28 protein-coding genes and 1 tRNA gene are annotated in these 25,597 nt (G+C 65.3%); 20 read left to right on the forward strand and 9 right to left on the reverse strand.

Annotation, left to right across the window (positions count from 1 at the left end):
• Nucleotides 1-6 precede the first annotated feature (6 nt).
• Genes L2Y94_RS05750 through L2Y94_RS05790 form a run of 9 tightly spaced genes read left to right on the forward strand, consistent with a single transcriptional unit; the run spans nt 7 to nt 8,604 of the window.
• Complete coding sequence (locus L2Y94_RS05750) at nt 7-2,019, forward strand: phage tail tip lysozyme (protein ID WP_247373671.1); 2,013 nt, start codon at nt 7-9, stop codon at nt 2,017-2,019.
• Nucleotides 2,016-3,404 (forward strand): DNA circularization protein, encoded by a 1,389-nt coding sequence (locus L2Y94_RS05755; RefSeq protein WP_247373673.1) that lies wholly within the window; start codon nt 2,016-2,018, stop codon nt 3,402-3,404. Before L2Y94_RS05750 ends, L2Y94_RS05755 begins: the two co-directional genes overlap by 4 nt.
• Before the next feature lie 3 nt (nt 3,405-3,407).
• On the forward strand, nt 3,408-4,475 hold the full coding sequence (locus L2Y94_RS05760) for a phage baseplate assembly protein (protein ID WP_247373675.1): 1,068 nt from the start codon (nt 3,408-3,410) through the stop codon (nt 4,473-4,475).
• 17 nt (nt 4,476-4,492) lie between these two features.
• On the forward strand, nt 4,493-5,047 hold the full coding sequence (locus L2Y94_RS05765) for a phage baseplate assembly protein V (protein ID WP_247373677.1): 555 nt from the start codon (nt 4,493-4,495) through the stop codon (nt 5,045-5,047).
• Nucleotides 5,044-5,487: a phage GP46 family protein gene (locus L2Y94_RS05770; protein ID WP_247373679.1), complete on the forward strand. Its 444-nt coding sequence runs from the start codon at nt 5,044-5,046 to the stop codon at nt 5,485-5,487. The genes L2Y94_RS05765 and L2Y94_RS05770 overlap by 4 nt, the downstream gene beginning before the upstream one ends.
• 35 nt (nt 5,488-5,522) lie before the next feature.
• The gene (locus tag L2Y94_RS05775) at nt 5,523-6,695 is read left to right on the forward strand and encodes a baseplate J/gp47 family protein (RefSeq protein ID WP_247373681.1); all 1,173 of its coding nucleotides are present in this window, start codon (nt 5,523-5,525) and stop codon (nt 6,693-6,695) included.
• Complete coding sequence (locus L2Y94_RS05780) at nt 6,692-7,288, forward strand: YmfQ family protein (protein WP_247373683.1); 597 nt, start codon at nt 6,692-6,694, stop codon at nt 7,286-7,288. The genes L2Y94_RS05775 and L2Y94_RS05780 overlap by 4 nt, the downstream gene beginning before the upstream one ends.
• A 6-nt stretch (nt 7,289-7,294) precedes the next feature.
• Nucleotides 7,295-8,134: a hypothetical protein gene (locus L2Y94_RS05785; RefSeq protein WP_247373685.1), complete on the forward strand. Its 840-nt coding sequence runs from the start codon at nt 7,295-7,297 to the stop codon at nt 8,132-8,134.
• Nucleotides 8,131-8,604: a tail fiber assembly protein gene (locus L2Y94_RS05790; RefSeq protein WP_247373686.1), complete on the forward strand. Its 474-nt coding sequence runs from the start codon at nt 8,131-8,133 to the stop codon at nt 8,602-8,604. The genes L2Y94_RS05785 and L2Y94_RS05790 overlap by 4 nt, the downstream gene beginning before the upstream one ends.
• Here the strand turns inward: L2Y94_RS05790 and L2Y94_RS05795 are convergent.
• Entirely contained in the window at nt 8,601-9,692 is a 1,092-nt protein-coding gene (locus L2Y94_RS05795; protein ID WP_247373688.1) for an acyltransferase family protein, read from the reverse strand. The two genes, L2Y94_RS05790 and L2Y94_RS05795, sit on opposite strands and share 4 nt — an antisense overlap.
• Nucleotides 9,693-9,752: 60 nt before the next feature.
• Here L2Y94_RS05795 and L2Y94_RS05800 point away from each other — a divergent pair, with 60 nt between their 5' ends.
• The 3 genes from L2Y94_RS05800 to L2Y94_RS05810 all read left to right on the forward strand — a co-directional run bounded on the left by L2Y94_RS05800 (nt 9,753) and on the right by L2Y94_RS05810 (nt 12,442).
• A complete protein-coding gene (locus L2Y94_RS05800; protein ID WP_247373689.1) occupies nt 9,753-10,757 on the forward strand; it encodes an SOS response-associated peptidase family protein in 1,005 nt (334 codons plus the stop codon).
• 81 nt (nt 10,758-10,838) lie between these two features.
• Nucleotides 10,839-11,900 carry a hypothetical protein gene (locus L2Y94_RS05805; protein ID WP_247373690.1) on the forward strand — a complete coding sequence of 354 codons (1,062 nt, stop codon included), beginning with the start codon at nt 10,839-10,841 and terminating at the stop codon, nt 11,898-11,900.
• 8 nt (nt 11,901-11,908) lie between these two features.
• Nucleotides 11,909-12,442 carry a hypothetical protein gene (locus L2Y94_RS05810; protein ID WP_247373691.1) on the forward strand — a complete coding sequence of 178 codons (534 nt, stop codon included), beginning with the start codon at nt 11,909-11,911 and terminating at the stop codon, nt 12,440-12,442.
• A gap of 909 nt (nt 12,443-13,351) precedes the next feature.
• On the opposite strand, the gene L2Y94_RS05815 is transcribed toward L2Y94_RS05810, so the two are convergent.
• From L2Y94_RS05815 to ftsY, 5 genes are all read right to left on the reverse strand, one after another.
• A tRNA-Phe gene (locus L2Y94_RS05815) sits at nt 13,352-13,427 on the reverse strand.
• 66 nt (nt 13,428-13,493) lie between these two features.
• On the reverse strand, nt 13,494-13,775 hold the full coding sequence (locus L2Y94_RS05820; RefSeq protein ID WP_247373692.1) for an oxidative damage protection protein: 282 nt from the start codon (nt 13,773-13,775) through the stop codon (nt 13,494-13,496).
• Entirely contained in the window at nt 13,772-14,818 is a 1,047-nt protein-coding gene (gene mutY, locus L2Y94_RS05825) for an A/G-specific adenine glycosylase (protein ID WP_247373693.1), read from the reverse strand. Before mutY ends, L2Y94_RS05820 begins: the two co-directional genes overlap by 4 nt.
• On the reverse strand, nt 14,815-15,852 hold the full coding sequence (locus L2Y94_RS05830; RefSeq protein ID WP_247373694.1) for an AsmA family protein: 1,038 nt from the start codon (nt 15,850-15,852) through the stop codon (nt 14,815-14,817). Before L2Y94_RS05830 ends, mutY begins: the two co-directional genes overlap by 4 nt.
• Before the next feature lie 28 nt (nt 15,853-15,880).
• Entirely contained in the window at nt 15,881-17,023 is a 1,143-nt protein-coding gene (ftsY, locus tag L2Y94_RS05835; protein ID WP_247373695.1) for a signal recognition particle-docking protein FtsY, read from the reverse strand.
• A gap of 64 nt (nt 17,024-17,087) precedes the next feature.
• Here ftsY and rsmD point away from each other — a divergent pair, with 64 nt between their 5' ends.
• The 8 genes from rsmD to L2Y94_RS05875 all read left to right on the forward strand — a co-directional run bounded on the left by rsmD (nt 17,088) and on the right by L2Y94_RS05875 (nt 23,313).
• Nucleotides 17,088-17,657, forward strand: coding sequence for a 16S rRNA (guanine(966)-N(2))-methyltransferase RsmD (rsmD, locus tag L2Y94_RS05840; RefSeq protein WP_247373696.1), 570 nt, complete (start codon nt 17,088-17,090; stop codon nt 17,655-17,657).
• A 27-nt stretch (nt 17,658-17,684) separates the two neighbouring features.
• Nucleotides 17,685-18,188, forward strand: coding sequence for a pantetheine-phosphate adenylyltransferase (gene coaD / locus L2Y94_RS05845; RefSeq protein ID WP_247373697.1), 504 nt, complete (start codon nt 17,685-17,687; stop codon nt 18,186-18,188).
• A gap of 17 nt (nt 18,189-18,205) precedes the next feature.
• On the forward strand, nt 18,206-18,709 hold the full coding sequence (locus L2Y94_RS05850; RefSeq protein WP_247373698.1) for a hypothetical protein: 504 nt from the start codon (nt 18,206-18,208) through the stop codon (nt 18,707-18,709).
• A gap of 239 nt (nt 18,710-18,948) precedes the next feature.
• Entirely contained in the window at nt 18,949-19,206 is a 258-nt protein-coding gene (locus L2Y94_RS05855) for a YfhL family 4Fe-4S dicluster ferredoxin (RefSeq protein WP_247373700.1), read from the forward strand.
• A 49-nt stretch (nt 19,207-19,255) separates the two neighbouring features.
• Nucleotides 19,256-20,962 (forward strand): gamma-glutamyltransferase, encoded by a 1,707-nt coding sequence (gene ggt, locus L2Y94_RS05860; protein ID WP_247373701.1) that lies wholly within the window; start codon nt 19,256-19,258, stop codon nt 20,960-20,962.
• On the forward strand, nt 20,962-21,813 hold the full coding sequence (locus L2Y94_RS05865) for an MBL fold metallo-hydrolase (protein ID WP_247373702.1): 852 nt from the start codon (nt 20,962-20,964) through the stop codon (nt 21,811-21,813). The genes ggt and L2Y94_RS05865 overlap by 1 nt, the downstream gene beginning before the upstream one ends.
• A 25-nt stretch (nt 21,814-21,838) precedes the next feature.
• Nucleotides 21,839-22,885 (forward strand): TMEM43 family protein, encoded by a 1,047-nt coding sequence (locus L2Y94_RS05870; RefSeq protein ID WP_247373703.1) that lies wholly within the window; start codon nt 21,839-21,841, stop codon nt 22,883-22,885.
• A 17-nt stretch (nt 22,886-22,902) separates the two neighbouring features.
• Nucleotides 22,903-23,313, forward strand: a complete 411-nt coding sequence (locus L2Y94_RS05875) for an MAPEG family protein (protein ID WP_247373704.1) — start codon at nt 22,903-22,905, stop codon at nt 23,311-23,313.
• A gap of 108 nt (nt 23,314-23,421) precedes the next feature.
• Here the strand turns inward: L2Y94_RS05875 and L2Y94_RS05880 are convergent, their stop codons facing one another.
• From L2Y94_RS05880 to flgM, 3 genes are read right to left on the reverse strand one after another with little or no spacing between them, the layout of a single operon-like run.
• Nucleotides 23,422-24,696, reverse strand: coding sequence for an EAL and HDOD domain-containing protein (locus L2Y94_RS05880; protein WP_247373705.1), 1,275 nt, complete (start codon nt 24,694-24,696; stop codon nt 23,422-23,424).
• Between the two features lie 56 nt (nt 24,697-24,752).
• Nucleotides 24,753-25,193, reverse strand: a complete 441-nt coding sequence (locus L2Y94_RS05885; RefSeq protein WP_247373706.1) for a flagella synthesis protein FlgN — start codon at nt 25,191-25,193, stop codon at nt 24,753-24,755.
• Nucleotides 25,190-25,495, reverse strand: coding sequence for a flagellar biosynthesis anti-sigma factor FlgM (gene flgM, locus L2Y94_RS05890; protein ID WP_247373707.1), 306 nt, complete (start codon nt 25,493-25,495; stop codon nt 25,190-25,192). The genes L2Y94_RS05885 and flgM overlap by 4 nt, the downstream gene beginning before the upstream one ends.
• Nucleotides 25,496-25,597 lie beyond the last annotated feature (102 nt).

Genomic DNA, 25,597 nt, shown 5'->3' on the forward strand with positions numbered 1-25,597 from the left:
CGAACGATGGCTAAGATATTCAACATCGTCATCACGGCCACGGACAAGGCGACGGCGACCGTACGCAAGGTCAACGACGCGATGGCGCGCGCGTCCCGACCCTTCCAGGAGGTCGGTAAATCCTTCAAGAGCCTGGGCCGCGAGCTGGGTTTCGAGAAGATCGGGAAGAACCTGACGTCGATCACCAATTCGGCGATCACCACGGCGCGCGGTATCGGATCGATCGTCGCCCCGCTTTCGGCGATCACCGGGGTGGCATCCGTCAGCGGCGTGGTGGCGCTCGCCGATAGCTGGGCCAAGGTCGGTCGCAGCATTACCTATGCGTCCCAAAGCAGCGGCGTTGGCGTCCGGGGCCTTCAGGAGATCGAGGGAGCCGCGCAGTTGATGGGCGCCGCGTCTGGCGCGGCCACGCAGGAGCTGCAGGGCCTGGGCGATACCATGCAGGACGCGTTGTACGGCCGTAACCAGCAGGCGCTGATGCTCTTCAATCGCCTGGGGGTTGGTATCAAGAAGACGGCAGATGGCGCCGTGGATGCCGAAGCGCAGTTCAAGGCGCTGGTCGGGTCGATCTTCCGGTTGAAGAACGCCCAGCAACAGAACCTGGTCGCGGGGCAGCTCGGCCTGACGGCGCTCCTGCCCTTGATCCGACAAGGTCCGGCCGGTCTCGAGCGGCTTACCAGTCGCGCGCGCGAACTCGGCCTGGTACTCGATAGTGCCTCGCTGCGCTCTGCGACGAATTTCGCGAACAACCTCGAGGAGGTCGAAGCGGCCGGCCGTGGTCTACGCAATGAGCTAGGGAACGCACTCATCCCGGCGATCAAGCCCTTGGTCACCCAGCTTTCGACCTGGATCTCGAAAAACCGTGAACTGATCGCGTCCAACGTGGCGGAATGGGCCCGCGATTTCGGGAACTGGGTGAATGGCATCGACTGGCGTGCCATCGGTAAGGGCATCGCCGACTTTGCGAGCGGCGTGAAAGGCGTCGTGGACTGGCTGGGTGGCTGGAAGAACGCCGCCATTGCCGTGGCTGCGGTGATGAACGCTTCGCTCATCCTGAGCGTTGTGTCGCTGACTGGCAGCCTTCTCAAGGCTGGTTTGGGCATCGCCGCCTATATCGCGCAGCTTGCCGCCATGGAATCTGCGGCGACGGGTGCGGCAGCGGCCAACGCAGCTCTCGGCGCTGGCGCCGCAGGGAAAGTGGGAGCGTTGGGCGCTGTAGGAAAGGGTGGCCTGTATGCGGCGGCAGGGCTGGCTGGCGTGGGCATTGGAAAGCTCATCAGCGATGCGATCGACAACACCCGTGGTGGCGATTTCCTTTCGCACTACTACACGAAAGCCATCGGCGCACAGCTGAGCCTGGTCGGGCAGAAGGACAACCCGTACTCCATGGCATCACGGTATGACGGGTACGACCAGAAATACAACGGTGCGAGGCCTATCGCCCAGGTGGACGCCGGCCTACAGTCGCGCATCCTCCGGTTTTTCGAGCAGCAAGGCTGGAGCCGCGCGCAGGCTGCGGGTATCGCCGCCAACCTCACGGCAGAAAGTGGGCTCAACCCGCGAGCCGTCGGTGACAACGGCAGTGCCTATGGCTTGGCGCAGTGGCATCCCGATCGGCAGCGTGCCTTCGCCGACTGGGCAGGAAAGGACATTCGCAGCTCATCCCTGCAAGAGCAGCTCGGGTTCATCCAGCATGAACTCACCAAGGGCAACGAGACGCGCGCCGGTGACCGGCTCCGGAAGGCGGAGGGGGCGCGTGAGGCGGGCGCGGTGGTTTCGGCGCTCTACGAGCGACCGGCTGACATCGCCGGCGAATCCTCGCGCCGTGCAGCGCTGGCCGAACAGCTGGCGTCAGCACCTTCCGGCCTCTACGGGAATGGAGCGAAGGATGGCGCTGTCAAGGTGGAGGTCGAGTTGAAGGGCGCGCCTCCGGGAACGACTGCGACCGCAAAGACCAGTGGCAACGTCTCGGCGCGCCCCGTGCGCATCGGGTACACGGGTGTAGGAGCAACGCTGTGAGCTGGTTCGACGAACTACAGCAGGCGTCCTTCCGCGGCGTGCCGTTTGCGGTGCTCGGCGGCGAGGCCCGCTTCGGGCGCCGCGTCGCTGTCCACGAATACCCACTGAAGGATCGCCCCTACGTCGAGGACCTGGGGCGTTCCACGCGCCGTATCGGCCTCGTCGGCTTCCTGATCGAGGATTCGCTGGTGTACGGCGGCGGGAGCGTAATTGCCCAGCGCAATGCGATGATCGCTGCAGCCGAACAGGCTGGCCCCGGCATTCTCGTTCACCCGACCCTGGGCGAATTGCGGGTTTCCATTCCCGACGGCGCCCTCGGCATCACCGAGCGGTGGGACGCGGGGCGGTACTTCGAGCTGTCCTTCTCGTTCATCGAGTCGGGCGAACGCGTTTTCCCGTCGATCTCCGTGTCCAACACGAGCCTCATCGGCTCGTTGGTGGATAAGCTCGGGCTGGCGTCGGCTGCGGACTTCGTGTCGCGTATGACGGCAACGGTGAATCTCGGCGTCGGGGTGGTGCGAGGCGTCCTCAGCCTCGGAAATGCGGTGGTCGCCCAGGTGGTGGCCACGGCTGCGGGGTTCCAGGTCAGCGCCGGAGCCCTGGCACGGGATGCGACGAACCTGGCGAACATGGCGAGCCTGCTCACGGGAAACTACGGGCGCTATCAGAACGCCAACGTGTCGTCGGCGTTCGCGAAGTCGCGGGCATCGTCGGGGCAGGTACCCACCACGATCACCACACTCACGGCGCAGGGTGCCCAAGGGCGTGCCGAGGTAGCCGCCGCCGGCACCGCCCTCGTTGCCTCGGCGCAATCCCTGGATGCGTCGACGGTCCAGGCCCTTCCTACGAGCGCTGTAGGCTTGACGAGCGCTCTGGCTGGCGTCGCGCTGAACCCGGGTGATGGAATTCGTTTGTTCTCTGACCTTGCGAGTTTCCGTCCATCCGCGGTTGACGTGACTGGGCAGACTGGCATCGCCATGGGCGTGGCTCAGGATGCTATGTCGGCTCTTCTGCGCCGATCCGCCATCGGGGAACTCGCACGAGCAGCCATCGCCTACGCACCGTCATCAAATGACGATGCCGATGCCGTGCGAGACCAGGTCACGTCCGTCATCGATGCCGAGATCACCACGGCCGGCGATTCGGGAGACGACCAGTCGTTCCTGGCGCTTCGCTCGTTGAGGCAGGCCCTGGTCGACGCCATCAGCGCATCGGCTGGCAGCTTGGCGAGCATGCGCGACTTCGTGCTTCCGGGGTCGGTCACCGCCCTCGCATTGGCCCAGCGGCTGTACCGCGACGCTACCCGGGCGGACGAGTTGGTAGGGGAGGCCGGTCCCATCCACCCGGCATTCATGCCAACCCGCTTTCGCGCCCTGGCGAGGTAGACCATGTTCGACGAGGAGGTCACGATCACCGTAGGTGGTCAGGCCGTAAGCGGTTGGACGGATGTCCGAATCACGATGGGCGTCGAGCGATGCCCATCGGACTTCAGCGTGATGCTTACCGAGCGCCATCCTGGCGAGCTGGCCGGGGTCTTCGCTAAGCCTGGCGAAGAGTGCTTCGTCGAAATCGGCCAGGACCGCGTCATAACGGGCAAGGTCGATAAGTTCATCCCGAGCATCTCGGCGGATCAGCACAGCATCCAGATGATCGGACGATCGAAGTGCCGCGAACTGGTGGACTGCGCCGCGGAGTGGCCTGGTGGGCAGATCAGTGGCGCCGACGCCTTGGGCATCGCCCAGAAGCTGGCCGACGTGTACGGGATCAACGTCACGTGCGATATCGCTGGGCTGCCGGTTATCCCTCAGTTCAACCTCATGCTCGGCGAATCGGCGTTCGAGATCATCGATCGCGTCTCGCGGTACTCGGCTCTCCTGGCCTATGACCTTCCCACGGGCGACCTTCACCTGACCCAGGTAGGGAGCGAGCGTGCGGCCAGCGGCTTCGTCGAGGGCGAGAATGTGCTCGATGCCTCGGTCGAGTATTCCGCCGACCAGCGATACAGTCAGTACCAGGTGTTCCTCCAAGCCGTCGACGTTTTCACGGACCTGGGTGACGGTGGCAACCTGCTTTTCACGGTTAAGGATCCGAACGTCACCGGGCACCGGGGGCTCATTCTGATCGCCGAGGCTGGCGGTGGCGGTAACGAAATCGCCCAGAAGAGAGCGCTGTGGGAGATGGCTCGCCGTGCCGGCCGATCGAGGGAGGTTCGCGTCCGCTGCGACAGCTGGCGCGATGCTTCTGGAAACCTCTGGCGGCCGAACACAGTGGCGCCGATTCGATTGCCAAGGCTGAAACTCGTCGCCAACGACTTCGTGATCAGCGAGGTGACATTCCTTCGCTCCGCCCAGGGTGGGACTGTCGCCGAGCTGGTGCTCATGCAGCCAGACGCCTTGCGTCCGGAGCCCATTCTCCTGCAGCCCGTCTATGGCGATATTCCGGACATGAGCCAATGAGTGCCGACGAGAACGCCATGCGACGCATCGTCAGGCGCGTGCTGGCGACCATTGGACGGGGGCGAGTCACGTCCAGCCGGGATGACGGTCCGGCCCAGCTCGTCCAGGCAAAGCTGGGCCCGCTCGAGGTCAGAGACAACACGCCTCGACTGGCGGAATTTGGGTTCACGTCCCGTCCGCCGCCGGGTGCCGACGCCGTTCTTGTGTTCATCGGCGGCGATCGAAGCAATGGCGTGATCATCGCCACCGGGGACCAGGGAAGTCGCCCACGTAACCTCGAGGTGGGCGAAACGAAGATTTACGACCTGTTCGGGCGCTTCATCCACTTCACCAAGGACGGCGGAATAGTGATCGAGGCCCACGGATCGCCCGTGACGGTCAACAACGCTACGACCGTCACCATCGCTGCATCGGAAAAGGTGCGCATGGAGACGCCGTTGCTTGAGGTGACCGGCGACATCACCGCCGGCGGCGACATCACCGACAAGAAGCGGTCCATGGACGCGGACCGGGCCATCTTCAACGCGCATACCAATGGGAGCGGCACCACCACGCCGACGCCGACCCAATGACCGATATCTCAACCGTTTGGAACGTCGAGCGCGGCGAGGGCGAATGGGTGCTCTCCGGAGCCTCGCTGGCTTCCGGTGACGACCTGGTGACGTCGACGCTCATCTGCCTGTTCACCGACCGCGTCGCCGAGGATTCGGATGTCATCCCGGACGGGACGGAAGATCGGCGTGGCTGGTGGGGCGATGCGGGCGAGGATCGTCCGATCGGCTCCCGCCTGTGGCTGCTCGACCGATCGAAGCTCACCAATGCCGTCGCGACGCGCGCGCGTGGCTATGCCAAAGAGGCGCTCCAGTGGCTCGTCGATGATGACGTCGCCGTAGCAGTCACGGTGTCCTCCACCATCGTCAAGCCTTCCACCTTGCGCCTCGCAGTGACCGTCGACCGGTCCAACGGCACGAAGCAGGCCGTGGCCTTTGACTGGGCCTGGTTGCCGACCTAACCGAAGCGGGCGCCCGGCGCCCTCAGGAACGACGCATGCCCTTCTCGCGACCGACGCTGTCGGAATTGCGCGCCCAGGTGCTGGCCGATATCAAGGCCGGCTTGCCGGGCGCCGATTCCCTCCTGCGCTTCTCCAACCTCAATGTGATCGGCGTTTCGACGGCAGGCCTTGCGCACCTGCATTACGGGTATCTCGACTACATCGCCCTGCAGGCCACCCCGTATACGGCCACCGACGAGTTTCTTGAGGCCTGGGCGGCGCTGAAGGATGTCTTCCGCGAGCCTGCGACGGCGGCGCACGGTAACGCCACCTGGCAAGGCCAGCCTGGCACGTCCCTGCCGCAGGGATGGCCGGTGGCGCGGGGCGACGGATATGCATACGCGACCGCGGCCGATGCGGTGGTGGGGCCGGATGGCACCGTCACCGTCGAGGTGACGGCCGTCCTTCCGCCGATCGACCCGATCAACAACCCCACTGGCCGTGGCGCCGATGGCAATGCCGACGTGGGGACGACCCTCACGCTGCAGGCGCCGATCGCCGGCATCCAGTCGACGGGCAGCGCGACCACAGCGCTGACCGGCGGCGCCGACGTGGAGAGCAACGACTCGCTGCGCGCCCGTATGCTCTTCGCCTACCAGAACCCTGTGTCGGGCGGTTCGGCGACCGACTACGTGGACTGGGCCCGCGATGTGCCGGGTGTTACGCGCGCCTGGTGCGCACCAAACGGGTTCGGCGCGGGTACGGTCGTCGTGTATTTCATGCTGGACCAGGCTGAGGCTGTGCATGGAGGTTTCCCGCAAGGCACCGATGGCGTATCCCAGTTCGACAAGGGTCCGGGCACGACAGGCCCACGCGGCATCGTTGCCGCGGGCGATCAGCTCACGGTTGCGGATGCCCTGATCACCGAGCAGCCGGTAACGGCGCTCGTTTATGCGTGCGCTCCCCAGGCCAATACCGTCGATTTCACCGTCACCGGCTTGTCCTCGGCATCTGACGCGACCAAGGCAGCGATCGGCTCGGCCATCGACGCGGTGTTCCTCGCCCAGGGCCAGCCGATCGCCGGAAGCGAAGTCGACCTGTCGTCGATCAACGCCGCCATCGCTGCCATCGCGGGTACACAAGGCTTCGTGATAACCGCACCCGCGTCCAACATCGCCAACCTGACGGGCAAGTTGCCCGTGCGCGGCACGATGAGCTACCCGGCATGACGATCCCGTCATACACGGCCGATGATTTTGCGACGGCGCTGACGGGCTTACTTCCGAGAGGGCGCGTTTGGACGCGCGACCCCGAGTCGGTATTGGTCCGAACGTTAAGCACGCTGGCGCCTTCCTTCGCGCGTAGCAGCCTTGCTGCCCAGGAGCTTCTATCGAGCGCCTTTCCTTCTACGGCTACGGACCTGATTCCCGAGTGGCAGGAGACTCTCGGACTTCCCGATCCGTGCGCGGGCATCTCTCCCACGATCGCCCAGCAGCGTCAGCAGATCGTCGCCCGCCTCACCGACAGCGGCGGCCAGTCGGCGTCGTACTTCATTCGGCTGGCGAAGGCGCTCGGATACGCGATTACCGTAACCAACGACGCACCGTTCCGTGCGGGACAAAGTCGCGCGGGCCATCACGTCGGGGGGGTGGAGTGGTTCTTCGTGTGGACCGTCACTGCCCCCGAGTTCACGGTCAATCCCTTTCTTGCCGGTCATTCCACGGCCGGTGAAGCGCTCGGCACGTTCGGTAATGCCGTTCTGGTGTGCGAACTAAACGCGCGCTCTCCCGCGCATACCATCCTCAACTTCAAGTTTCAGTGAGGTCTCATGTATCAGATCGACAACGCAACCGCGGCCACCACGCAACCTGCGCCAACGCCGCCAGGTAAACCCGGATATTTCACCGACGGAAGCGCGGTGGGTGGTGTTCCCGCCACCGTCGTTCCAGCCGAGTGGCTCAACGCTGTGCAGCAGGAGATCATTAACGCGATCCTCGATGCCGGCCTGACTCCCGACAAGACGGCATTCAACCAGCTTTCCTTAGCGATTAAGAGGGCTTTGCCCGGACGACTCCTCGCTATTCGATCCCTGACCGGTGCGGGTTCATACACGCCGACTACTGGAACAAAATACATCCACGTCCGCGGTGGTGCGGGCGGCGGCGGCGGACAAGCGAGCGTCGCATCGGGATCGCTGGGGTTCGGTGGCGGCGCAGGAGGATATTTCGAATGGTTCGGCCCCATCAGCGCCTTGGGGTCAGGACCGACCTATGCCTTCACAGTGGGCGCCTCTGGTGCCGCAGGCACTGCCTCTGGCCAAGTCGGCGGATCGGGCGGAAACACCACTTTTGCTGGACAGATGTCCGCGCTCGGCGGCGGAGGTGGTGGCGTAGGCGTCGGTGGTTACGGTATGGGTGGATCAGCAACTATTTCGGTTGCTGGCGCGCTGCTAGTGATTTCTGGGCGTGAAGGTCAGGGATCGACGAGCTCAGCCATCGGCGGAACCGGTGGAAATGCTTACGCTGGTCCGGGCGGCGTGCCTCACACGTCGAATGGTGGCTCTGGTGTTGCTGGTGGTGGTGGCGCAGGAGGCGGTGGGACCGCGACCTCTCAAGCAGGCGGTAGTGGTGGTGCCGGCTATCTGATTATTTCGGAGTACACGGGATGACAATCGCACTTTTTGCTTGGATTGAAGATGGCATCGTGACGAATATCACGGAGTGGGACGGAAACACGGATCCTTCCACGGGTGGCGTGGACCTTTCTGATGGAAAGGTGTCAGTGCAGATTCCAGACGGCGTTATCGCTTATATCGGATATTCCGCTGAGCAGGAATCGGATGGTTCGTGGATATTCGAAGCGCCGCCTGCTCCGGTGCTGAGCCCCGAACAAATCCTAGCCACCAACACGGCCACGCGTAACAGGTTGCTCGAAGCGGCAGGTTTGGCAATCGCACCTCTACAGGACGCAGTGGATCTCGGCGTTGCATCTGCCCAAGATCAGGCGTTGCTCACGGCCTGGAAGCAGTTTCGCGTCGCTGTGAATCGCATCGACCTCACGCAGCCGGCGCCGAATTGGCCTGTAGCTCCACAGGGTGGCTACGGAGCCGTCGTCACGCCAGACGAAGAATCGGCCTAGCCACCACTGGCGGGATGCGCCTCTCGTTGATCCACGCCTTCACGGAGCAGTCTTGCGATCCGCTTCCGTAAGCGAGCGAGAGGCTTCTCGACACACCAGTGAAGGACGGCTCCCAGGGCGATGGCCAGGATCACCGCGGCGATGAAGACAAGGACGTTTCCCGGCGCCGCGTGTGCAAGTAGCACGACCACCAGCCAGTGGAAGAGGTAGATGGAATAGCTCCACTTGCCAATGGAAGACATGACCTTCGAGCGGAGTATGGCGCCAACGGCACCTTCGACCTCGAGGTTCATGACCAGGAAGATCGTCCAGATACCGCCGAGCAGGATGAACTTGTCGGAGAGCCAGCTTGCGGCATTCAGCGAGGGGAAGAGCAGCGGGCGTATACCGTCCGTAAGCAGGACGATGATGGCGAATAGGACGAGGCTCGCCGCCATGGCGAGCTTCGGCGATACCCGCGGTCGCATCGCAGGATAGATGCAGGCCACGACTGACCCAAGAAGGAAGCACGGGACGTACCAGCGGATTGCAGTCGGAAATTGAGCCATGCCCGTGAACGGGTAGGCAAAGGCCAGTGCAGTTGCGCCAACGGCAACGGCCCCTCCAGCTGCCATGGCGCCGCGAGAGCGGTAGATCAGCGCGATGGGCACGATTGCGGCGAGCAGGATGACATAGAACTTCATCTCGACCGGAACTGTCCAGAGATGCGCGTAGTTGCCCCTGAACGTCAGGGCTGTGTAGATGTCGGACGCGCTATCGATGCCTGCGGTGCCCAGCGCGTAGTACGCAACGACGGCCAGCAGGTAAAGAGGGACAATGCGCAGGACGCGACCGATTATGTAGTCGCCTGCGACGAACCAGGTCACGGTCTTGCGCAGAAGGTGGTTCGTCAGTAGGAAGGCGCTCAGGACGAAGAACAGCCAGACGCCGACCTTGCCGGTGCCAGGGAGATATTGCCTCGTCCCTTCGAAGAACCAGCCCGTCGCATGGACGAATAGCACGAGCAGGCAGGCTAAGCCTCGGATGCCATCGGCGTTGGGGTAGTAGAACGGCCTCGGAATTCCGCGAACGTCGGTCGATGTGGTCATTCGTGCGCTCCCTTGCTTCCCTTGACGATCCGCGAATTTATCACGACCGGTGAGATTCGCGTGTCCTATGCTCAGGCCATGTGCTACTCCGCCCAGATCGTCGCCGACTTCTCGAAGTACCGCCGCCACGGCGGTGAGCTGGACATCCACGCCTATGTGCAGATGGCCGGATGGGCCCGGCAGAAGGGCACATGGATCAAGGGCGTGCCCAAGGCGATGCGCAACGCGTTCGTCGACTCGACGGTGCCGGACGAGCAGGAGGCGATGGCGGTGGCCCTGGACGCGTACCGTGAGGCGGCCGCGGCGCTCGAGCAGGAGATCGCCAAGCAGTCCGCGAGGCTGGCCAAGGCCGAGGGCGTGCTGGCCGGGCCGAAGCCGACGAAGACGGCCGAGAACGATCGGCGTGTGGCCACCAACAAGATCGCCGCGGCCCGGGCGAAGCTGGCCGAGGTCGCCGACCATACCGGCGGCGCCGAATACGCCCGCATCTGGCCCGGCGACCTGACGCCGGTGCTGATCCGCGACCACGCCACCGGCGAGCGCCGGGTGGTGCCCATGCGCTACCGCTGCCGCCTTCCGGGCTGGGACGACGCCAAGGAGCGGGCCAAGCCCGGCACCTACAACGCCCGGATGGACTCCCTGTCCACCGTGTGGCGGAAGCTCTGGGGCTACAACCACGGCGTCATGGTGACCCGGCGCTTCTTCGAGAGCGTGTCGCTCCACCGCCTCCAGCAGCGCGAGCTGGTCCCCGGCGAGCGCGACGTGGCCGTGGAACTGGAATTCCGGCCCGAGCCCGAGCAGGACATGCTCCTGGCCTGCCTGTGGCGCTACGTGGAGCCCGAGGGCGACGAGCCCGGCTTCTACAGCGTGGCGGCTATCACCCGTGACCCACCGCCCGAAGTGGCGGCCGCCGGTCATGATCGGTGCGTCATCCCCATCAAGCCCGAGAACCTGGACGCCTGGCTCGATCCCCAGCCTGGCCGCCTGGTCGAGATGGAGCGCATCCTCGCCGACCCCATCGACGCCTATTACGAGCACGAGCTGGTCACGAAGGACGCGGCCTAGTCCGAGTCCTAACAGGATTGGCAGCGGTTGGCCTGACATCGTAGTCTCACGAGAGACGAATTTCGGTCAGGGGAAGCAGGGATGAGCGAGACTAGTAAGACAAAATCTGTTCACTACAAATCCGCGCTAATTAGCGGAGGCATAATTCTTCAGGACGTCATTAAGTCGACGATAGGCCCGGGTACACAATTCTCCAAACCCAAATCACGCCAGCAAAAGCCAAATCCAGAATCGGAGACAGTTGTATTCATCAATCGATTTGAAGATTATAACGGAGTTACTTTTGGCCAACTTGTTACGCTTGAAGCTGGTCGCGTGCAGCAGGTGATAACGGTAGACGACTCAGCCGATTATTACTCCATTGATGCGATGACCTCTGACAAGATTCCTTCTGAAGGACAGGGGGCGGCTAATGCTGCGGAGAAAAGGCGCGAGTTTTTGGATTCTGTTCTATATTTCGGTGTGTTGGGTAACCACGTAGTTCTTTTACAGTCGGCCTCATTGAGATCGAACCATCTTGAAGCTCATCTGACATGGCTATTGAGCATGCATGCCAAGACGATTCAGACTGGTTCGATGCTCGTTCTCAACGACAAAGCGGCTGAAGAGACCTATGAGCGGCTGAGGAAGGCGCCGGTTAAATCCGTTCGCATCGGGGCACCTCTCACGAGCGATATGGTTATCGATCCATCCGATGTAACTGATGCGAGACACTCTGAAATCGTGATGCATGAAAAGACAGAGGCTGCACGGGTTCGTGTGGTGCCCCGTGGCGCAGCGGCAGAAATGCTTATGGCTGCACTTAAAGATGGTTTTTTTGAAAAGCTAAATCTTGACGAGGCTCTTGATGAATCTAATATTCAGGTTGCCCTAGAAGTTACATATAATCGAAAGACCTCTAAAGCTGGACATAAGGTTCTTGACTCAATAGCCACGAGTTTACGGCATCTTCCCGAAAGCGATGTGCGTATCGACTTAGAGGGAGGTGGGACTATAAGGGGAAGTGATCTGAGGCTATCGGGGCCTATTAAAGTCGAGTACAATAACGGCCTGATAAACGAAGCTTTGTTGTTCCATGCAATGCACCAATGGCTTTATTCGAAGGTGAATTCGAGTGAGGTTGACCCCAAGCTGGGGCAGTGAGGTTAGACGTGACGAAAGGACGTTTTTCGGCAAGCCGCGCTCTTTGGGGCGTGGTGTCGTGCGTCCTTTTTTCTGTCCTTGTAGCTGGATCTATGCACCTGCTCGGCGGCTCAGCCGGCTCCGCCCCTCTGTGGACGCTATGTGGCATCCAGCTTGGGCCGGTGACAGTTCTTGCGGTGCTCTTCAGTAAGCTGACTGATGTGCGTGACATCGATGGGCTCACGAGAAATGAGCGTCGCCGGCTTGCTCATATGGTTGATGGGAAGACACGCGCCATCGCATGGACGATAGGGCTTTTAGTCGCTGCCGATGTTGCAATGGCGTTGGGGCTTTACGCGGCAGCGTACCGGTCCGAGCTGGTCATGCCCGTTTATGCTGCGGGAGGCGCCTTGATAGGGGCCTCAGTCGCGCTGACTCTCGGGGCCTACTTCGATGTGCAACATATCGCAGCCTTTCGGACAAAAATATCTGACCGGGAGCGTGAGGCGAAGTCTCGTGCTGCACTCCTTGAGAAGATGTCGATCAAGAGCGCGTCCGCCTGACCGTCAAGGTGTGACGGTCGTTATCCGAGGCCCTGAGACGGTTCCGGCGTAGCGTGCGCGTATGCCGACCCGCCCTCCCATCCTTGATGTGCCCGTAGTGTGGGAGCAGGGCGTCTACGGCCCCGGCGAGGGCAAGCCCTCGGGGAAGTGGTTGGCACGGTGGAACGGCCATCTCTTCGCCTGCGCTGGTGAAACGGCTCACCGGGATACCCGGTTCATCTCGCAGGTTTTCCTTGATGGGCGTGGGGACGATCGGCTGTACTGCTACACCCGGTCCCTCGAGCGGGCGATGTACTTCGCCGAGCGCTGGGCCAAAGCCCACCACGGCTCATTCCGCGAAGTGGTCAAGGAGCGTCCGTCGTGGCTGGGTCGGAAGCCGAAGGATTCGGACTCCCGTTCGTAGCAACCGCGGCGCCTTCCGCCTTCCATGCCTCATAGCGCGCCTGCCGGCATCCAGGGCATTCCTGGTGCTCCCAGCTCCCGAAGTGCTTCCGATAGGGGTTGTAGCCGCCGTGCTTGGGGCATTCGAGCCAGGCGTTCCGATAGCGCGCATCGTCCTGCGCCGCCTTCCGCGCTGCCCATCGATCGCCGCGCGGGTAACCCATCAGCGTCGAACCGCCTGACCGCACCCCGGGCATCCGGAGGCGATCACCACGCCGCGCACGAGGACGTTGGCAGCGTAGGTTCCGTGCCGACGACAGGTGCCGCGCATGGCGAGCTGGCGCCGCTGGATGGCCGCGGTATCGATCGGGCGAGGGGAAGGGTTTCGAACGAGAGGATGTCGAAGCATGCGCGCATGATCGCGCGCGCACATCTCAACGTTCGCGACCGGAAATGGTCCCGAGTTTTTAGCAAGAGGGGAAGTTTTTAGCGGCGCAGCTTTCGCGGTGTTCTGGAAGCGTTGCGAGATGGTGGCTCGGGACGGAATCGAACCGCCGACACGGGGATTTTCAATCCCCTGCTCTACCAACTGAGCTACCGAGCCACGAGTGCCTGCAACGTTCGTTGCGGCGTGTGGAGCCGCGTATTAAATCGGCTGGCGCGGCCGCCGTCAAGCCTTTTCGTCGGGCGGCACGTAGCCGGCGGCCTGGGCGACGTCGCCGCCGCCGAAGAAGTACTTTTCCATCTCGCCGGCGAGGAAGGTGCGCGTCTTCGGGTCGAGGGGGGAGAGGCGCATCTCGTTGATGAGCATGGTCTGGTGGGCGAGCCACTGGGCCCAGGCTTCCTTGGAGACGTTGTCGTACACGCGTTTGCCCAGTTCGCCGGGCCAGGGCGCGAAGTCGAGGCCTTCGGCGTCGCGGCCGAGTTTGACGCAGTGGACCATGTGGCTCATGGGGCGATCTCCGGAAGATGGTCGAGCAGGGTGCGCACCGGGGCGGGCAGGCCCAGCGAGGCGATGGCCTCGCGGTCGCACCAGCGCCGGTCGGCGCGGTCGGCCACGGCGGCGAGCGGGGCCGCATGGTCGAACAGGATGGGGCTCACGTCCAGCCGGTAGTGACTGAAGACGTGGGTGAAAGCGGGCAGGGGATCGGGCTGGCGCACCTTCGCGAGCTTCGCGGCGAGCGCGGGCGCGGCCTCGGCGTCGGGTGCTTCGGGGAGGCTCCACAGGCCGGACCACACGCCCTGCGCGCCACGCTTCTCCAGCAGCACGCGGCCTTGCTTGTCGCGCACCAGCAACATCGCGACGGAGCGCGTGGGTACCTTCTTGCCGGGCTTTACCGTGGGCAGCACGGCGGTGAGGCCGTCGCGATACGCCACGCACGTCGATGCATGCGGGCAGAGCAGGCAGGCGGGCTTGCTGCGCACGCAGACGGTGGCACCCAGGTCCATGATGGCCTGCGTGTAATCCGCGGTGCGTTCGGCGGGGGTGTGGTCGTCGGCGTGCTTCCACAGGCGCTTTTCGATGGCGCTTTCGCCGGGAAACCCTTCGATGCCGTGGTAGCGCGTGAGCACGCGCTTGACGTTGCCGTCGAGGATGGGAAAACGCAGGCCGTGCGCCTGGGCGAGGATGGCTCCCGCCGTAGAGCGGCCGATGCCGGGCAAGGCCATCAACGCGTCGAGATCGTGCGGAAGGTCGCCGCCATGGTGCTCGACGCACAGCCTTGCGGCCTGGTGCAGGAAGCGCGCGCGGCGGTAGTAGCCCAGGCCGGACCACAGGGCGAGCACGGTATCCTCGTCGGCATCGGCGAGGGCGCGCAGCGTCGGAAGGCGCTCGACGAACCGCTGGAAGTAATCCAGCACCGTCACCACCTGGGTCTGCTGCAACATGATTTCCGACAGCCACACGCGATACGCGCTGCGCGGATGCTGCCAGGGGAGATCCTTGCGTCCGTGGTGATCGTACCAACGGAGCAGTTCGCGGGCGAAGACGTTCAAGGGGCGCTTCCGACCGTGGTCGAGGACGCGGGCGCGTCGGGCGTGGCCTCGATGCGCAGGCCCTTCACGTGCAGGCTGCCCGCGTCCACGTTCGCCGCGTCGAAGGTGCCCACCAGCGGCGGCATCGTCAACGTGCCGCCCGCGTGGATGCCGTTCCACCATTCGCCCAGGGCCAGCGGGGGAATGTGCAGGTCGGCGTGTTCCGTCTCGCCGTCGAGCTTGAGCGCGACGTAGAGCGGATCGTTCTGGTTGGCCGGCGTGACGGCAAGCACGACGTCGAAGGGTTTGCCTTCCTCGCGCGTCACGCGGCCGGATAGCGACGCACCCACGTCGGCACCGCCGCGCCATGTGGCGTCACCCTTCAGGTCGGCCTCGAAATGTTTTTCGCTGGCGAGCTTGAGCTTCGCGTCGGCGAGCGTCAGCACGCCGCGCGACAGCGTGGGGACGGTGTCCAGGTCGAGCGCGTAAGGCGTGTCGTCGGCGAGGTTCGCGGAAACCGTCAGCGTGAAACGACGGCCGCTGGCGAGGCGATCCGTCTCGGCCTCGACGTTGGAAAGCAGCAACGTCGTGCCGCGCAGCAGTGTGCCGCGCGAAATGCGAAACCCGGCATCGATGGTCGGCAGCGTGGCACCGGCGGTCGACGGCCGGCTCGGCAGCGTGTCGAGGTAGGCCGACACGGCGTCGACGTCGATGCGCGCGCCTTCCACTTCGAGGCGGGAGATCGTCGCCTCGCCGCCGAGCAGCGTGTGCCAGGGCAGCACGAGCTTGCCGCGCGACGCGGCGATGAGCGGCGTGCCGGACACGTTGCTGCGCAAGGTGAGGCCCTCGAGTTCAAGGGCGGGGCTGGGCCATAACGTGGGGTTGGCGGGACTGGACAGCGTGAGTTCGAGTCCGGCGGCACGGGCGCGCGATTGCAGCAGGGCGGTGAAGCGTTCGGGCTGGAGCACCACGTAGGTGGCGATCAGCGCCACCGCCAGCAGCAGCGCGAACAATCCGCCCAGCGCATACAGGCCGACGCGAAGGCGGCGGTTCATCGCCACGATGTCGCCATCCCGCGCACCCTCAACCGCCGATGCGCGTGGGCAGCAGCCCGTCGACGAAGGCCTCGGCGTCGAACACGCGCAGGTCCGTGGCGGTTTCGCCCAGGCCCACGTAGCGGATCGGCAGGCCGAATTCCCGGGCCAGCGCGAACATCACGCCACCCTTGGCGGTACCGTCGAGCTTGGTCACCACCAGGCCGGTCACGCCGGCCGTGTCGCGGAACTGGCGCAACTGGCTGATGGCGTTCTGGCCGGTGGTGCCGTCGATCACCATCAGCACCTCGTGCGGCGCGGCGGCGTCGAGCTTCTTCATCACGCGGACGATCTTGCCCAGCTCGTCCATCAGGCCGCCCTGCGTGTGCAGGCGGCCGGCGGTGTCGGCCACGAGCACCTGCGTGCCGCGCGAGCGCGCGGCCTGCAGCGCGTCGAAGATCACGCTGGCCGCGTCGGCATCCTGGCCCTGCGAGACCACGGGCACCTTGTTGCGCTCGCCCCAGGTCTTCAACTGTTCGACGGCGGCGGCGCGGAAGGTGTCGCCGGCGGCGAGCATCACGCCGCGGCCCTCGTCGGCGTAGCGGCGCGCCAGCTTGCCGATGGTGGTGGTCTTGCCCACGCCGTTGATGCCCACCGTGAGGATCACGAACGGCGAGTGCGTGGAGACGTCGAGCGGCTTTTCCACCGGCTTGAGCATGGCCACGAGTTCGGCGCGCAACGCCTTGAGCATGGCATCGGCGTCGGCGAACTCGCGCTTGTGCATGCGCTTGCGCAGCGTCTCGACCAGGTGGGTGCTGGCCTCCACGCCGACATCGGCGGTGATCAGCGCGGTTTCCAGTTCGTCGAGCAGGTCGTCGTCGAGCTTGGGATGACGCACGAAAAGCGAGGTGAGGCTCTTGGCGAAGCCGCTGCCGGACAGGCGCTCGCGCCAGCTGCGGCGCGCCGGTTGCGCGGCGTCCGCGGCGGCCTCGACGACGGCGGATTCCTCCTGCTCGGCCTCGACCTCCGGGAGTTCGGGCTCCGGTGCCGCGGTTTCGGCAAGCGCCTCGGCCGTGCCGGGCGCCGAATCCAGCGAGGCCGGGTCGGCCGCGGGAGCGCGCGATTCCTCGGCGGGCGCGGCCTCGGGCGTCGAGGCGGTGTCGGCGGGCTTCTTTTTCCAGAACTTGAGCATTGCGCGGCGGATTCAAAGACAATGTGCGAATGCTAGCACCCCCGCCCCCACTGGCCGCTGATCGATGAACGGCTCAGGCCGCATCCGCATCATCGGCGGAACCCTGCGCAACTCCCGGCTCGACGTGCCCGATCTGCCGGGCCTGCGGCCCACGACCGATCGCGTGCGCGAAACCCTGTTCAACTGGCTGCAGCCGGTGATCGAGGGCTCCCGCTGCCTCGATCTCTACGCCGGCACGGGGGCCCTGGGCATCGAGGCGCTGTCGCGCGGGGCGGCCATGCTCACCTTCGTGGAGCGCGAGCCGAAGCTCGTCGCGGCGTTGAAGGCCAATCTCGCGCGACTGAAGGTCGAGGCCAGCGTGGTCGCCGACGATGCCTCCCGCTGGCTCAAGGGTGGCGGCAAGCCATTCGAGGTGGTTTTCATGGATCCGCCCTTCGCCGACGGCGAGTGGGAAAAGGGCGCGGCCTTGCTGGAGGAGGGAGGCTGGCTGTCCGATTCGGCCTGGATCTACGTGGAGTCGCCCAGGGCAAAGGACCTGGCGCTGCCCGTTACCTGGCGTCCGCACCGGCAGGGGCAGGCGGGGGACGTGGCCTACGCGCTCTATCGCCGCACCCTTTCCGATCCGTTAAGCTAGCCCGCGTTTTCCCCAGCCCTATCCTCCATGACACCTCCGCCGGTCAATCAGCGCCTTGCCGTCTATCCGGGCACGTTCGATCCGATCACGAACGGCCACGCCGACCTCGTGTCGCGCGCCGCGCCGCTGTTCGATCGCGTCGTGGTGGCCGTGGCCGAAAGCCGCAGCAAGGGTCCGGGCTTCAGCCTGGGCGAGCGCATCGCGCTGGCCCGCCTCGCGCTGGCCGACCTGCCCAACGTGGAGGTACGCGGCTTCGACTGCCTGCTGGCCGACTTCGTGACGGAAATCGGCGCGGGAGTGATCCTGCGCGGCCTGCGCGCGGTGTCCGACTTCGAATACGAATTCCAGCTCGCCAGCATGAACCGTCACCTGATTCCCAGGGCCGAGACGCTGTTCCTGACGCCGGCCGAGCAGTACAGCTTCATCTCCTCCTCGCTCGTGCGTGAAATCGGTCGCCTGGGTGGCGATATATCCGGCTTCGTGCATCCGGCGGTGCAGCAGGCCATGCGCCAGCGCTGGCGCAATTCTTGAAACCAAAGGTGATCATCATGCGTAAGTTCCTCCTCGCCGCGTCCGTGGCCCTGACCGCCTCCCTGGCCCTGTCGGCCTGCAACAAGTCGGAAGACACCGACCAGGCCGCCACCCAGCAGGAAGCCCCCGTCGCCAAGCCGTCCGATCCGAAGGACACCAAGGCGTGGAGCCAGTTCTTCGGCCAGATCGTCCGCAAGAACATGCAGGGCATGACCGCCGACCGCCCGTTCCCGTATTTCGTGCCGGCCGGTGACGACCAGGAAGGCCAGGACGGTCGCCAGCGCCAGCTCGAGAACGTCCAGGGCACCGTGGCCCGCGGCGTCACGCCGGGCAACATGCTGGTGTTCGGTGGCCCCGAATCGGCCAAGACCGCCGACCTCATCGTCGAGGCCTTCAAGAGCGCCCAGCCGGGTTCGTTCAAGAACGTGATCATCCTCTTCATCGGCGACCAGGCCGACCAGCAGCGCGTCACCGATGCGCTGACGCCGACCGGCGCGACGGTTCGCTTCGTCGCGATGTAAGGGCGTGAACCGTAAAGCGTGAATCAAGGAAGGGCGCCTGAGGGCGCCCTTCCTCGTAAAGGGTCGGCTGGATCCGTGGGTGGCGGGATGTGGAGGAATGAAGCTTCACGCAAGCCCTGTCGCGGACAGGGTCCGCTCCCACCCTTCGGTGGTGAGCCAGCCTATTCATGGTTCACGGCGGCCAGGGGCCGAATCGGGGGCGCAAAGCGCCGACTCACGCAACGCGCTAAAATCGCCCCATGTCCCTGATGATCCTCGACACCTGCGTCAACTGCGACGTCTGCGAGCCCGTGTGCCCCAACAAGGCCATCTCGCTGGGCGAGCTGTATTACGTGATCGACCCCAACCTCTGCACCGAATGCGTGGGCCACTTCGACAACCCGCAGTGCGTGGAGGTGTGCCCGGTGGAATGCATCCCGAACGATCCCGACCACGTCGAAACCCGCGAACAGCTCATGCTCAAGTACGAGCACCTGATGGCGAAATCCGCCTCCTGAGGCGCGATGCGTTAATCTCACCGGCAGCATTTTGTCCGGAGAGACATCCATGATCCGCACCTCGTCGTGGCGCCTGCTCGCCGCGAGCGTCTTTTTCGTCGTCGGCGCGGGCGCCGCTTCCGCGCAGGACAAGGCCGCCCCGGCGCCTTCGCGCGGCCCCGGCCACGCCGCCATCGCCAGCGCCAATTTCCTCGCCACCAACGCCGGGTTCGAAGTGCTGGCCAAGGGCGGCAACGCGTTCGATGCCGCCGTCGCGGTGTCGTCCACCCTGGCCGTGGTCGAGCAGCAGAGCTCGGGGCTGGGCGGTGGGTTCATGGCCTTGCTGCATCGCGCGTCCGACGGCCGCGACGTCTTCGTCGATGCGCGCGAGACCGCGCCCAAGGCGGTGGACATGAAGGTGTACGTCGGCAAGGACGGCAAGCCCAACCGCGACGTTTCCACGCGCGGCCCGCTGTCGGCGGGCATCCCCGGCGAACCCGCCGGCCTGGTCTGGATGGCGAAGCACTACGGCAAGCTGCCGCTGTCGGCCTCGCTGGCGCCGGCCATCCGCGTCGCGAAGGAGGGTTTCCAGCCCGACGAGCGCTTCCTCGGCACCATCGCCGATCACAAGGACGACCTCTCGCGCTATCCGGCCTCGGCCGCCGTGCTCCTGCCCGGCGGGCAGGTACCGCAAAAGGGCTGGACGCTGAAGCAGCCCGACCTGGCGAAGACGCTGGAGCGCATCGCCGCGCAGGGCCATGACGGTTTCTACAAAGGCGAAACGGCGAAGCTGCTGCTCTCGTCCACGCGCAAGGCCGGCGGCAACTGGACCGCCGCCGACCTGGAGAGCTATACGGTGAAGGAGCGCGAGCCGTTGCGCGTCGACTACAAGGGCTTCCGCATCGTCACCGCGCCGCCGCCGTCGTCCGGCGGCGTGGCCATCGCCGAGGTGCTCAACATCCTCGCCGGCTACGACATGAGCAAGCTCGACCTCGCTCACTCCACGCACCTCACCATCGAAGCCATGCGCCGCGCGTTCCGCGACCACAACGAATACCTGGGCGACCCGGACTTCGTGAAGATGCCGCTCGACATGCTGCTGTCGAAGTACTACGCCGACGGCTTGCGCGCCACCATCTCGCCGGACAAGGCCACGCCGTCCGACCTGCTGCCGGCGGCCATGGCACCGGATCCCGGCATGCACACCACGCATTTCTCGGTGATCGACGCCGACGGCAACATGGTGGCGTCCACGCTCACGGTGAACCTCGAGTTCGGCTCCAACTTCGTCGCCGAGGGAACGGGCGTGTTCCTCAACGACGAGATGGACGACTTCGCGCTCGTGCCCGGCCAGCCGAACGCCTTCGGCTTGCGCGGCACCTTCGCGAACGCCCCCGAGCCGGGCAAGCGCATGCTTTCGTCGATGTCGCCCAGTTTCGTGCTGGGTGCCGACCGCACGGCGGTGATCGGTTCGCCGGGCGGTTCGACCATCATCACCCAGGTGCTCGAAGGCATCCTGGCCTTCATCGACGGCAAGGACGCCTCGGCCATCACGGCGCAGAAGCGCTACCACCACCAGTACCTGCCCGACCGCGTCGACGTGGAGCCGGGCGCGTTCGACGACGCCACGGCCAAGGCGCTCACCGCCATGGGCCATGTACTGAAGAACCGTTCGCCCTGGGGCTTCATGAACGTGGTCACCTGGGATCACCGCACCAACAAACTCGATGCCGCCAGCGATCCCCGCCGTCCGTCGGGCCTGGGCAAGGTGCAGTGATGAAGCTCTTCTCGCTCATCGGCAACTCGCAGCGCCTCGACGGCGGCGCGATGTTCGGCAACGCGCCGCGCGCGATGTGGTCCCGCTGGATCGCGCCCGACGAACAGAACCGCATCCCGCTGGCCTGCCGTTGCCTGCTGGTCACCGGCCTGGATGGGCGCAACGTACTCTTCGAGACCGGCATCGGCGCATTCTTCGATCCGGCGATGCGCGAGCGCTTCGGCGTGGTCGAAGACCGCCACGTGCTGCTCGATTCGCTGGCGGACGTGGGCTTCACCCACGAGGACATCGATGCGGTGGTGCTTTCGCACCTGCATTTCGATCACGCGGGTGGCCTGCTGGCGGCCTGGGAAGAGGGTGCGCCGGCGCGCCTGCTGTTTCCTAACGCGCGTTACCTCGTCGGTGCGGAACATTGGGAGCGCGCACGGCGTCCGCATCCGCGCGACCGGGCCTCGTTCATTCCGGAGTTGGCCGCGCTGCTGGAAGCCAGCGGCCGACTCGAACTCGTGGAGGCGGGCAAACCCAGCTCGCTCGGCGACGCCGTGCGTTTCGGGTTTTCCGATGGGCACACGCCGGGGCTCATGCTCGCCGAGGTGGGTGGCGTGGCGTTCTGCGCCGACCTGATCCCCGGGCGGCCCTGGGTGCACCTGCCGGTGACGATGGGTTACGACCGCTGGCCCGAAAAGCTCATCGACGAAAAGAAGACCTTCCTCGACGATAAGCTGGCGCGTGGCGTGCGATTGTTCTTCACCCACGACCACGGCTGCGCCATGGCGTCGGTGAGCCGCGACGACAAGGGCCGTTATTCGGCCGTCGATCCACATGAGACGCTGGCCGGGCTGGACGCGTGAACCAGCCTGAAAGGGACGGGGCGGGATGAAACCAGGCAAAGTCATGGGTGGAACATCGTGGGCATGGCGTATCGTCGGCGTCCTGCTGCTGGCGGCCGCGTTGGCCTTGCTGTTCTGGAACGAGCAGCGGGTGATGGCCTATGCCGCCGCCGTGACGAAGCAGGGTGCGCCGGTGATCGACCTGGGCGACGAGGGCCATCCGTCGGCGGGTCAATACGGTGCGATGACGCGAGTGAACGGCCTGCCGCGCATCGTCGACGCGCCGCACGACGACGAGTTCGGCATACGCGCGCAATCGCCGTTGCTGGTGCGTCACGTGGAAATGTTCCAGTGGCGCGAGATCACCGTGGGCGGCGAAACGCATTACGAGCTGGACTGGGTGGATCACCCCGTGGAGTCCTCGCGCTTCGCCAAACCGTCGGGTCATGCCAACCCGGCCACGTTTCCCATCCAGGGGCGGCAATTCGAGGCGGGCGAGGTGAGACTCGGCCATTTCCGGCTTTCCCAGCCCGTGGTCCGCGCGTTCCCGGGGCGCGTCGTCGTGGCGCCCGACGAGAAGAAACTGCCGCCGAACCTGGTCGCCACGTTCCAGCGCGCCGGCGACTACCTCGTCACCAGCGGCAAACCCGACGTACCGCGCCTGGGCGACCTGCGCGTGAGTTGGGAAGCGGTGCCGCTGAGGGCGATGACGGTGCTCGCGCGGATCGACGGCGATACGCTGGTGCCGGGGGAACCGCGCCGCAACGGACCGGGTTTCGAGGTACAGATCGGCGAGCGCACGCTGGGCGACGTGTTGCCTTCGCTGCCCGAGCCCCCCGGTGCGGTCATGACGCTACGCGTGCTCGCCGCTCTCGTGGCATCCTTCGGCCTGCTGCTGATGGCGGCGGGAACGCGGTTCCGGGGCGATGCACTGTTCGCGCTGGGCCTGGGCGCCGTGGTGGTCACCGCCACCGGAGGCGTGCTGTGGCTGCGTACCGACGTGATGGCCAGCAGCGTATGGCTGCTGGTAGCGGTATTGGGGGCGGGGCTGTCGATCTGGCGATCGCAGCAACGGCCGGCTCGGGACGACTGATTTCAGGATCGACATCCATGCGTATCACGGGACTCTATGCGGCCTTGCTGGCCTTGCTCGTCATCGCGCTCTCCATCAGGGTGAGCCGGTTGCGCCGTCTCCATGGCCATGGCCTGGGCGACGGCGGAAACCGGGGGCTGGCCTGCGCGATCCGCGCGCACGGCAACGCGGTGGAATACGTGCCGCTGGCGTTGGTCCTGATGCTGGTCCTGGAGCTCAACCAGACCTGGCCGATGCTGCTGCATGTGTTCGGCATCGTGTTGCTGGTGGCGCGCATCGCGCATGCGATGGGGCTGTCGGGATCGCCGGGGTATTCGGCAGGGCGTTTCGTCGGGGCCGCCGGGACGCTGCTGGTGATCATCGCGATGGCGTTGTTACTGATCTGGCAGTACGTGGTGATCCACGTCGTGACGTCGTCGCTGGCTTGATTCGCCGATACGATCGGCTCCCACCCCTTCGGTAGCCAGGGTCAGGCAGCCTGCCTACCGAAGGGGTGGGAGCCGATCGTATCGGCGAACGCCGCGGAGCGAGCGGTTTCAGTCTTCGGCCGACGCCGACCCGTCGGCGAACGCATACACGTGATCGGCCCAGCTCGCCGCATCGTGGTAGATGGTGGCCATCTTGAGCATCTGCTGTTCATGCGATGCCGAATCGCCGTCGATCTCGCCCTGTTCCCAATGGCGGATCTGGTCGAGGATCGGCGCGAACGGGCCCACGCCCTCGAGCAGCGCCTCTCGAATTTCCAGTGCGAGCGGCAGGTGCTCGAGCACGTAAGCCATCGACACGTTCATCAACGTATCGAGCAACGAGAACAGGCCGGCGGTGAAGGCCATTTCCTGCAATTCGGGCTTCACGCTGCGGGCGAGCTGCTCGCACATGTGCGCACGGATGAGCGCCAGGCGCAGCAGTTCGGGCGGACGCTCGTCCATGCCCGACACGGCCATGGTGAAAATCCAGTTGCGCATGCGGTTGACGCCGAAGAACACCGCCGCCTGTTCCACCGACTTCAACTGGCGGGGCAGGGCGAAATAGGCGGAATTCACGCAGCCCAGCAGCTTGTAGCTGAGGATGGCGTCGTCGCGGATGATCTTGCCCAGTTCGACGGGGCCGTTGTCCGGATCCTGCAGGGCGCCCATCAGGCGCAGCACGCCGAGCTTGCTGGGCGTGAGGCGCGGCATGTCCACGCGCTCGGGACGAAGCAGGTACTTGCCCTGGAAGCCGTCGACGTCCTGGTCGGCGTAGTCGACGAAGGTCTCGTGCGTGTCCACGCCGGTGACGATCACCTTGACGCCGAAGGCGTGCACGTAATCCATGTGCGCGCGCGCGGCCACCGGATGGCGATGGTCCACGGCTACCTTGGCGAACTGCACGATGCGCAGCAACGCGTCGACGCCGGCGCGATGCAGCGGATCGGCGGGAAGGGTGAAATCCTCCAGCATGAACAGGCAGCCCTGGCCTTTCAGTTCGCGCAGGCGCAGCAGCAGCTGTTCGTCGTTGCCCACCTCGGCGCTGATGCTGGCGCTCAGACGCGCGTTGTGGCGAAGGATGTCGGCGTGCTGCATGAGCAGGTCGCGCGACATGTGCAGGAAGGCGCGGTTGTCGCGCACCAGTCGCTTGAGGCTGCCGTCGGCGATGGCGCTGAGCGTGGCCTGCGTATGCGTGAGCGACGCGGCTTCGATGTCGGAGCCGGCCGGGCGCGGGAAGAGGAGTTCGTAGGCGAACAACGCCTGCTTGCGATCGAGGATCGGGACGCGAACGATGGGCAGGATGCCATCGTCGTTCACCGCTGTCGGCTGGGGATTCGCTGCCATGGCTTTCGTCGTGCGCCGTCCGGTGAAAACGCTGAATTATTGCCGATCGCGGCTGGTCAAACCTGGGCGAGGGTCGCGGAACGGAGCTTTATCCGGGCGGCGCCGTCGGGGCCGTAGGTGGAGCCGTTGGGCGCGTCGCCGGAGATCACGGCGAGGGCCTGGCGGATCTGGCCCATGCGCTGGCCTACGATGCGGCCGTTGGTTTCGTTGATGCGGCGGCACTCGAGCAGGCGCTCGACGGTGTGCGACCAGCGTGCGTCGTTGAGCGAATCGATGCCCGAGGCGTCGCTGAGCTGGCGGCGCTCCGCGTCGAGCCGGTCGATGCGATCCAGCGAGGCGCTTTTCGCGCGGCCCACCGCTTCGAGCGCGGCGGCGTCGGCCTTGTCCAGCACCATGCGCTCCTCGATCAGGTGGGCATGCAGGGCGTCGACCTCACGGGCGAGGTCGCCCATGACGCCGACGAGGGCCGCGTCGAAATCGGAGCGCTGCTGCGTCATGCCTTGCCGCCGAGCTGGCCTTCCATCGCAAGAAACTTGCTGGCGATGGCCTGCGGATCGGGCTTGTAGGTGCCTTCGGCGATCCGGTTCCGGATGGCCTCGACGCGCTTGCCGTCGACGCCTTCGCCACGGCTGGCGGCGTCCAGGGCCTTGGCCGAGTCGGTGATGCGCACGCTGTCGTCGGTGGTGCGGACGCTCGTGCCGCCCTGGGCCTGGCCGGCCGACCCCGCGGCGGCGTTCGGCGTGCGCGGAGGCACCGTCGGCTGCTGGGTCTGGATACCGGGTTTGATGGTATTGGTCATGGGGTAATCCTCGGAACGATGTCCTTCGGAGGGCTTATCGGCTTACCGGGGACGAACTTTAGCGGGCAGGGCGCGGTGAAGTGTGACCGGATTCGTGTTTCG

This window comes from Luteibacter aegosomatis (assembly GCF_023078455.1).
Taxonomy (GTDB): domain Bacteria; phylum Pseudomonadota; class Gammaproteobacteria; order Xanthomonadales; family Rhodanobacteraceae; genus Luteibacter; species Luteibacter aegosomatis.

Excerpts from the sequence above, each read along its gene's own strand:
- ftsY (WP_247373695.1), bottom strand. The coding sequence starts at position 17,023 with ATGCTCAAGTTCTGGAAAAAGAAGCCCGCCGACACCGCCTCGACGCCC.
- L2Y94_RS05775 (WP_247373681.1), top strand. The coding sequence starts at position 5,523 with ATGCCCTTCTCGCGACCGACGCTGTCGGAATTGCGCGCCCAGGTGCTG.
- L2Y94_RS05805 (WP_247373690.1), top strand. The coding sequence starts at position 10,839 with ATGAGCGAGACTAGTAAGACAAAATCTGTTCACTACAAATCCGCGCTA.
- L2Y94_RS05870 (WP_247373703.1), top strand. The coding sequence starts at position 21,839 with ATGAAACCAGGCAAAGTCATGGGTGGAACATCGTGGGCATGGCGTATC.
- L2Y94_RS05885 (WP_247373706.1), bottom strand. The coding sequence starts at position 25,193 with ATGACGCAGCAGCGCTCCGATTTCGACGCGGCCCTCGTCGGCGTCATG.
- L2Y94_RS05865 (WP_247373702.1), top strand. The coding sequence starts at position 20,962 with ATGAAGCTCTTCTCGCTCATCGGCAACTCGCAGCGCCTCGACGGCGGC.
- L2Y94_RS05880 (WP_247373705.1), bottom strand. The coding sequence starts at position 24,696 with ATGGCAGCGAATCCCCAGCCGACAGCGGTGAACGACGATGGCATCCTG.
- ggt (WP_247373701.1), top strand. The coding sequence starts at position 19,256 with ATGATCCGCACCTCGTCGTGGCGCCTGCTCGCCGCGAGCGTCTTTTTC.
- L2Y94_RS05830 (WP_247373694.1), bottom strand. The coding sequence starts at position 15,852 with ATGAACCGCCGCCTTCGCGTCGGCCTGTATGCGCTGGGCGGATTGTTC.
- L2Y94_RS05765 (WP_247373677.1), top strand. The coding sequence starts at position 4,493 with ATGCGACGCATCGTCAGGCGCGTGCTGGCGACCATTGGACGGGGGCGA.
- L2Y94_RS05785 (WP_247373685.1), top strand. The coding sequence starts at position 7,295 with ATGTATCAGATCGACAACGCAACCGCGGCCACCACGCAACCTGCGCCA.
- L2Y94_RS05820 (WP_247373692.1), bottom strand. The coding sequence starts at position 13,775 with ATGAGCCACATGGTCCACTGCGTCAAACTCGGCCGCGACGCCGAAGGC.
- L2Y94_RS05795 (WP_247373688.1), bottom strand. The coding sequence starts at position 9,692 with ATGACCACATCGACCGACGTTCGCGGAATTCCGAGGCCGTTCTACTAC.
- L2Y94_RS05750 (WP_247373671.1), top strand. The coding sequence starts at position 7 with ATGGCTAAGATATTCAACATCGTCATCACGGCCACGGACAAGGCGACG.
- L2Y94_RS05875 (WP_247373704.1), top strand. The coding sequence starts at position 22,903 with ATGCGTATCACGGGACTCTATGCGGCCTTGCTGGCCTTGCTCGTCATC.
- coaD (WP_247373697.1), top strand. The coding sequence starts at position 17,685 with ATGACACCTCCGCCGGTCAATCAGCGCCTTGCCGTCTATCCGGGCACG.
- L2Y94_RS05855 (WP_247373700.1), top strand. The coding sequence starts at position 18,949 with ATGTCCCTGATGATCCTCGACACCTGCGTCAACTGCGACGTCTGCGAG.
- L2Y94_RS05780 (WP_247373683.1), top strand. The coding sequence starts at position 6,692 with ATGACGATCCCGTCATACACGGCCGATGATTTTGCGACGGCGCTGACG.
- L2Y94_RS05850 (WP_247373698.1), top strand. The coding sequence starts at position 18,206 with ATGCGTAAGTTCCTCCTCGCCGCGTCCGTGGCCCTGACCGCCTCCCTG.
- flgM (WP_247373707.1), bottom strand. The coding sequence starts at position 25,495 with ATGACCAATACCATCAAACCCGGTATCCAGACCCAGCAGCCGACGGTG.
- L2Y94_RS05770 (WP_247373679.1), top strand. The coding sequence starts at position 5,044 with ATGACCGATATCTCAACCGTTTGGAACGTCGAGCGCGGCGAGGGCGAA.
- L2Y94_RS05760 (WP_247373675.1), top strand. The coding sequence starts at position 3,408 with ATGTTCGACGAGGAGGTCACGATCACCGTAGGTGGTCAGGCCGTAAGC.
- L2Y94_RS05790 (WP_247373686.1), top strand. The coding sequence starts at position 8,131 with ATGACAATCGCACTTTTTGCTTGGATTGAAGATGGCATCGTGACGAAT.
- rsmD (WP_247373696.1), top strand. The coding sequence starts at position 17,088 with ATGAACGGCTCAGGCCGCATCCGCATCATCGGCGGAACCCTGCGCAAC.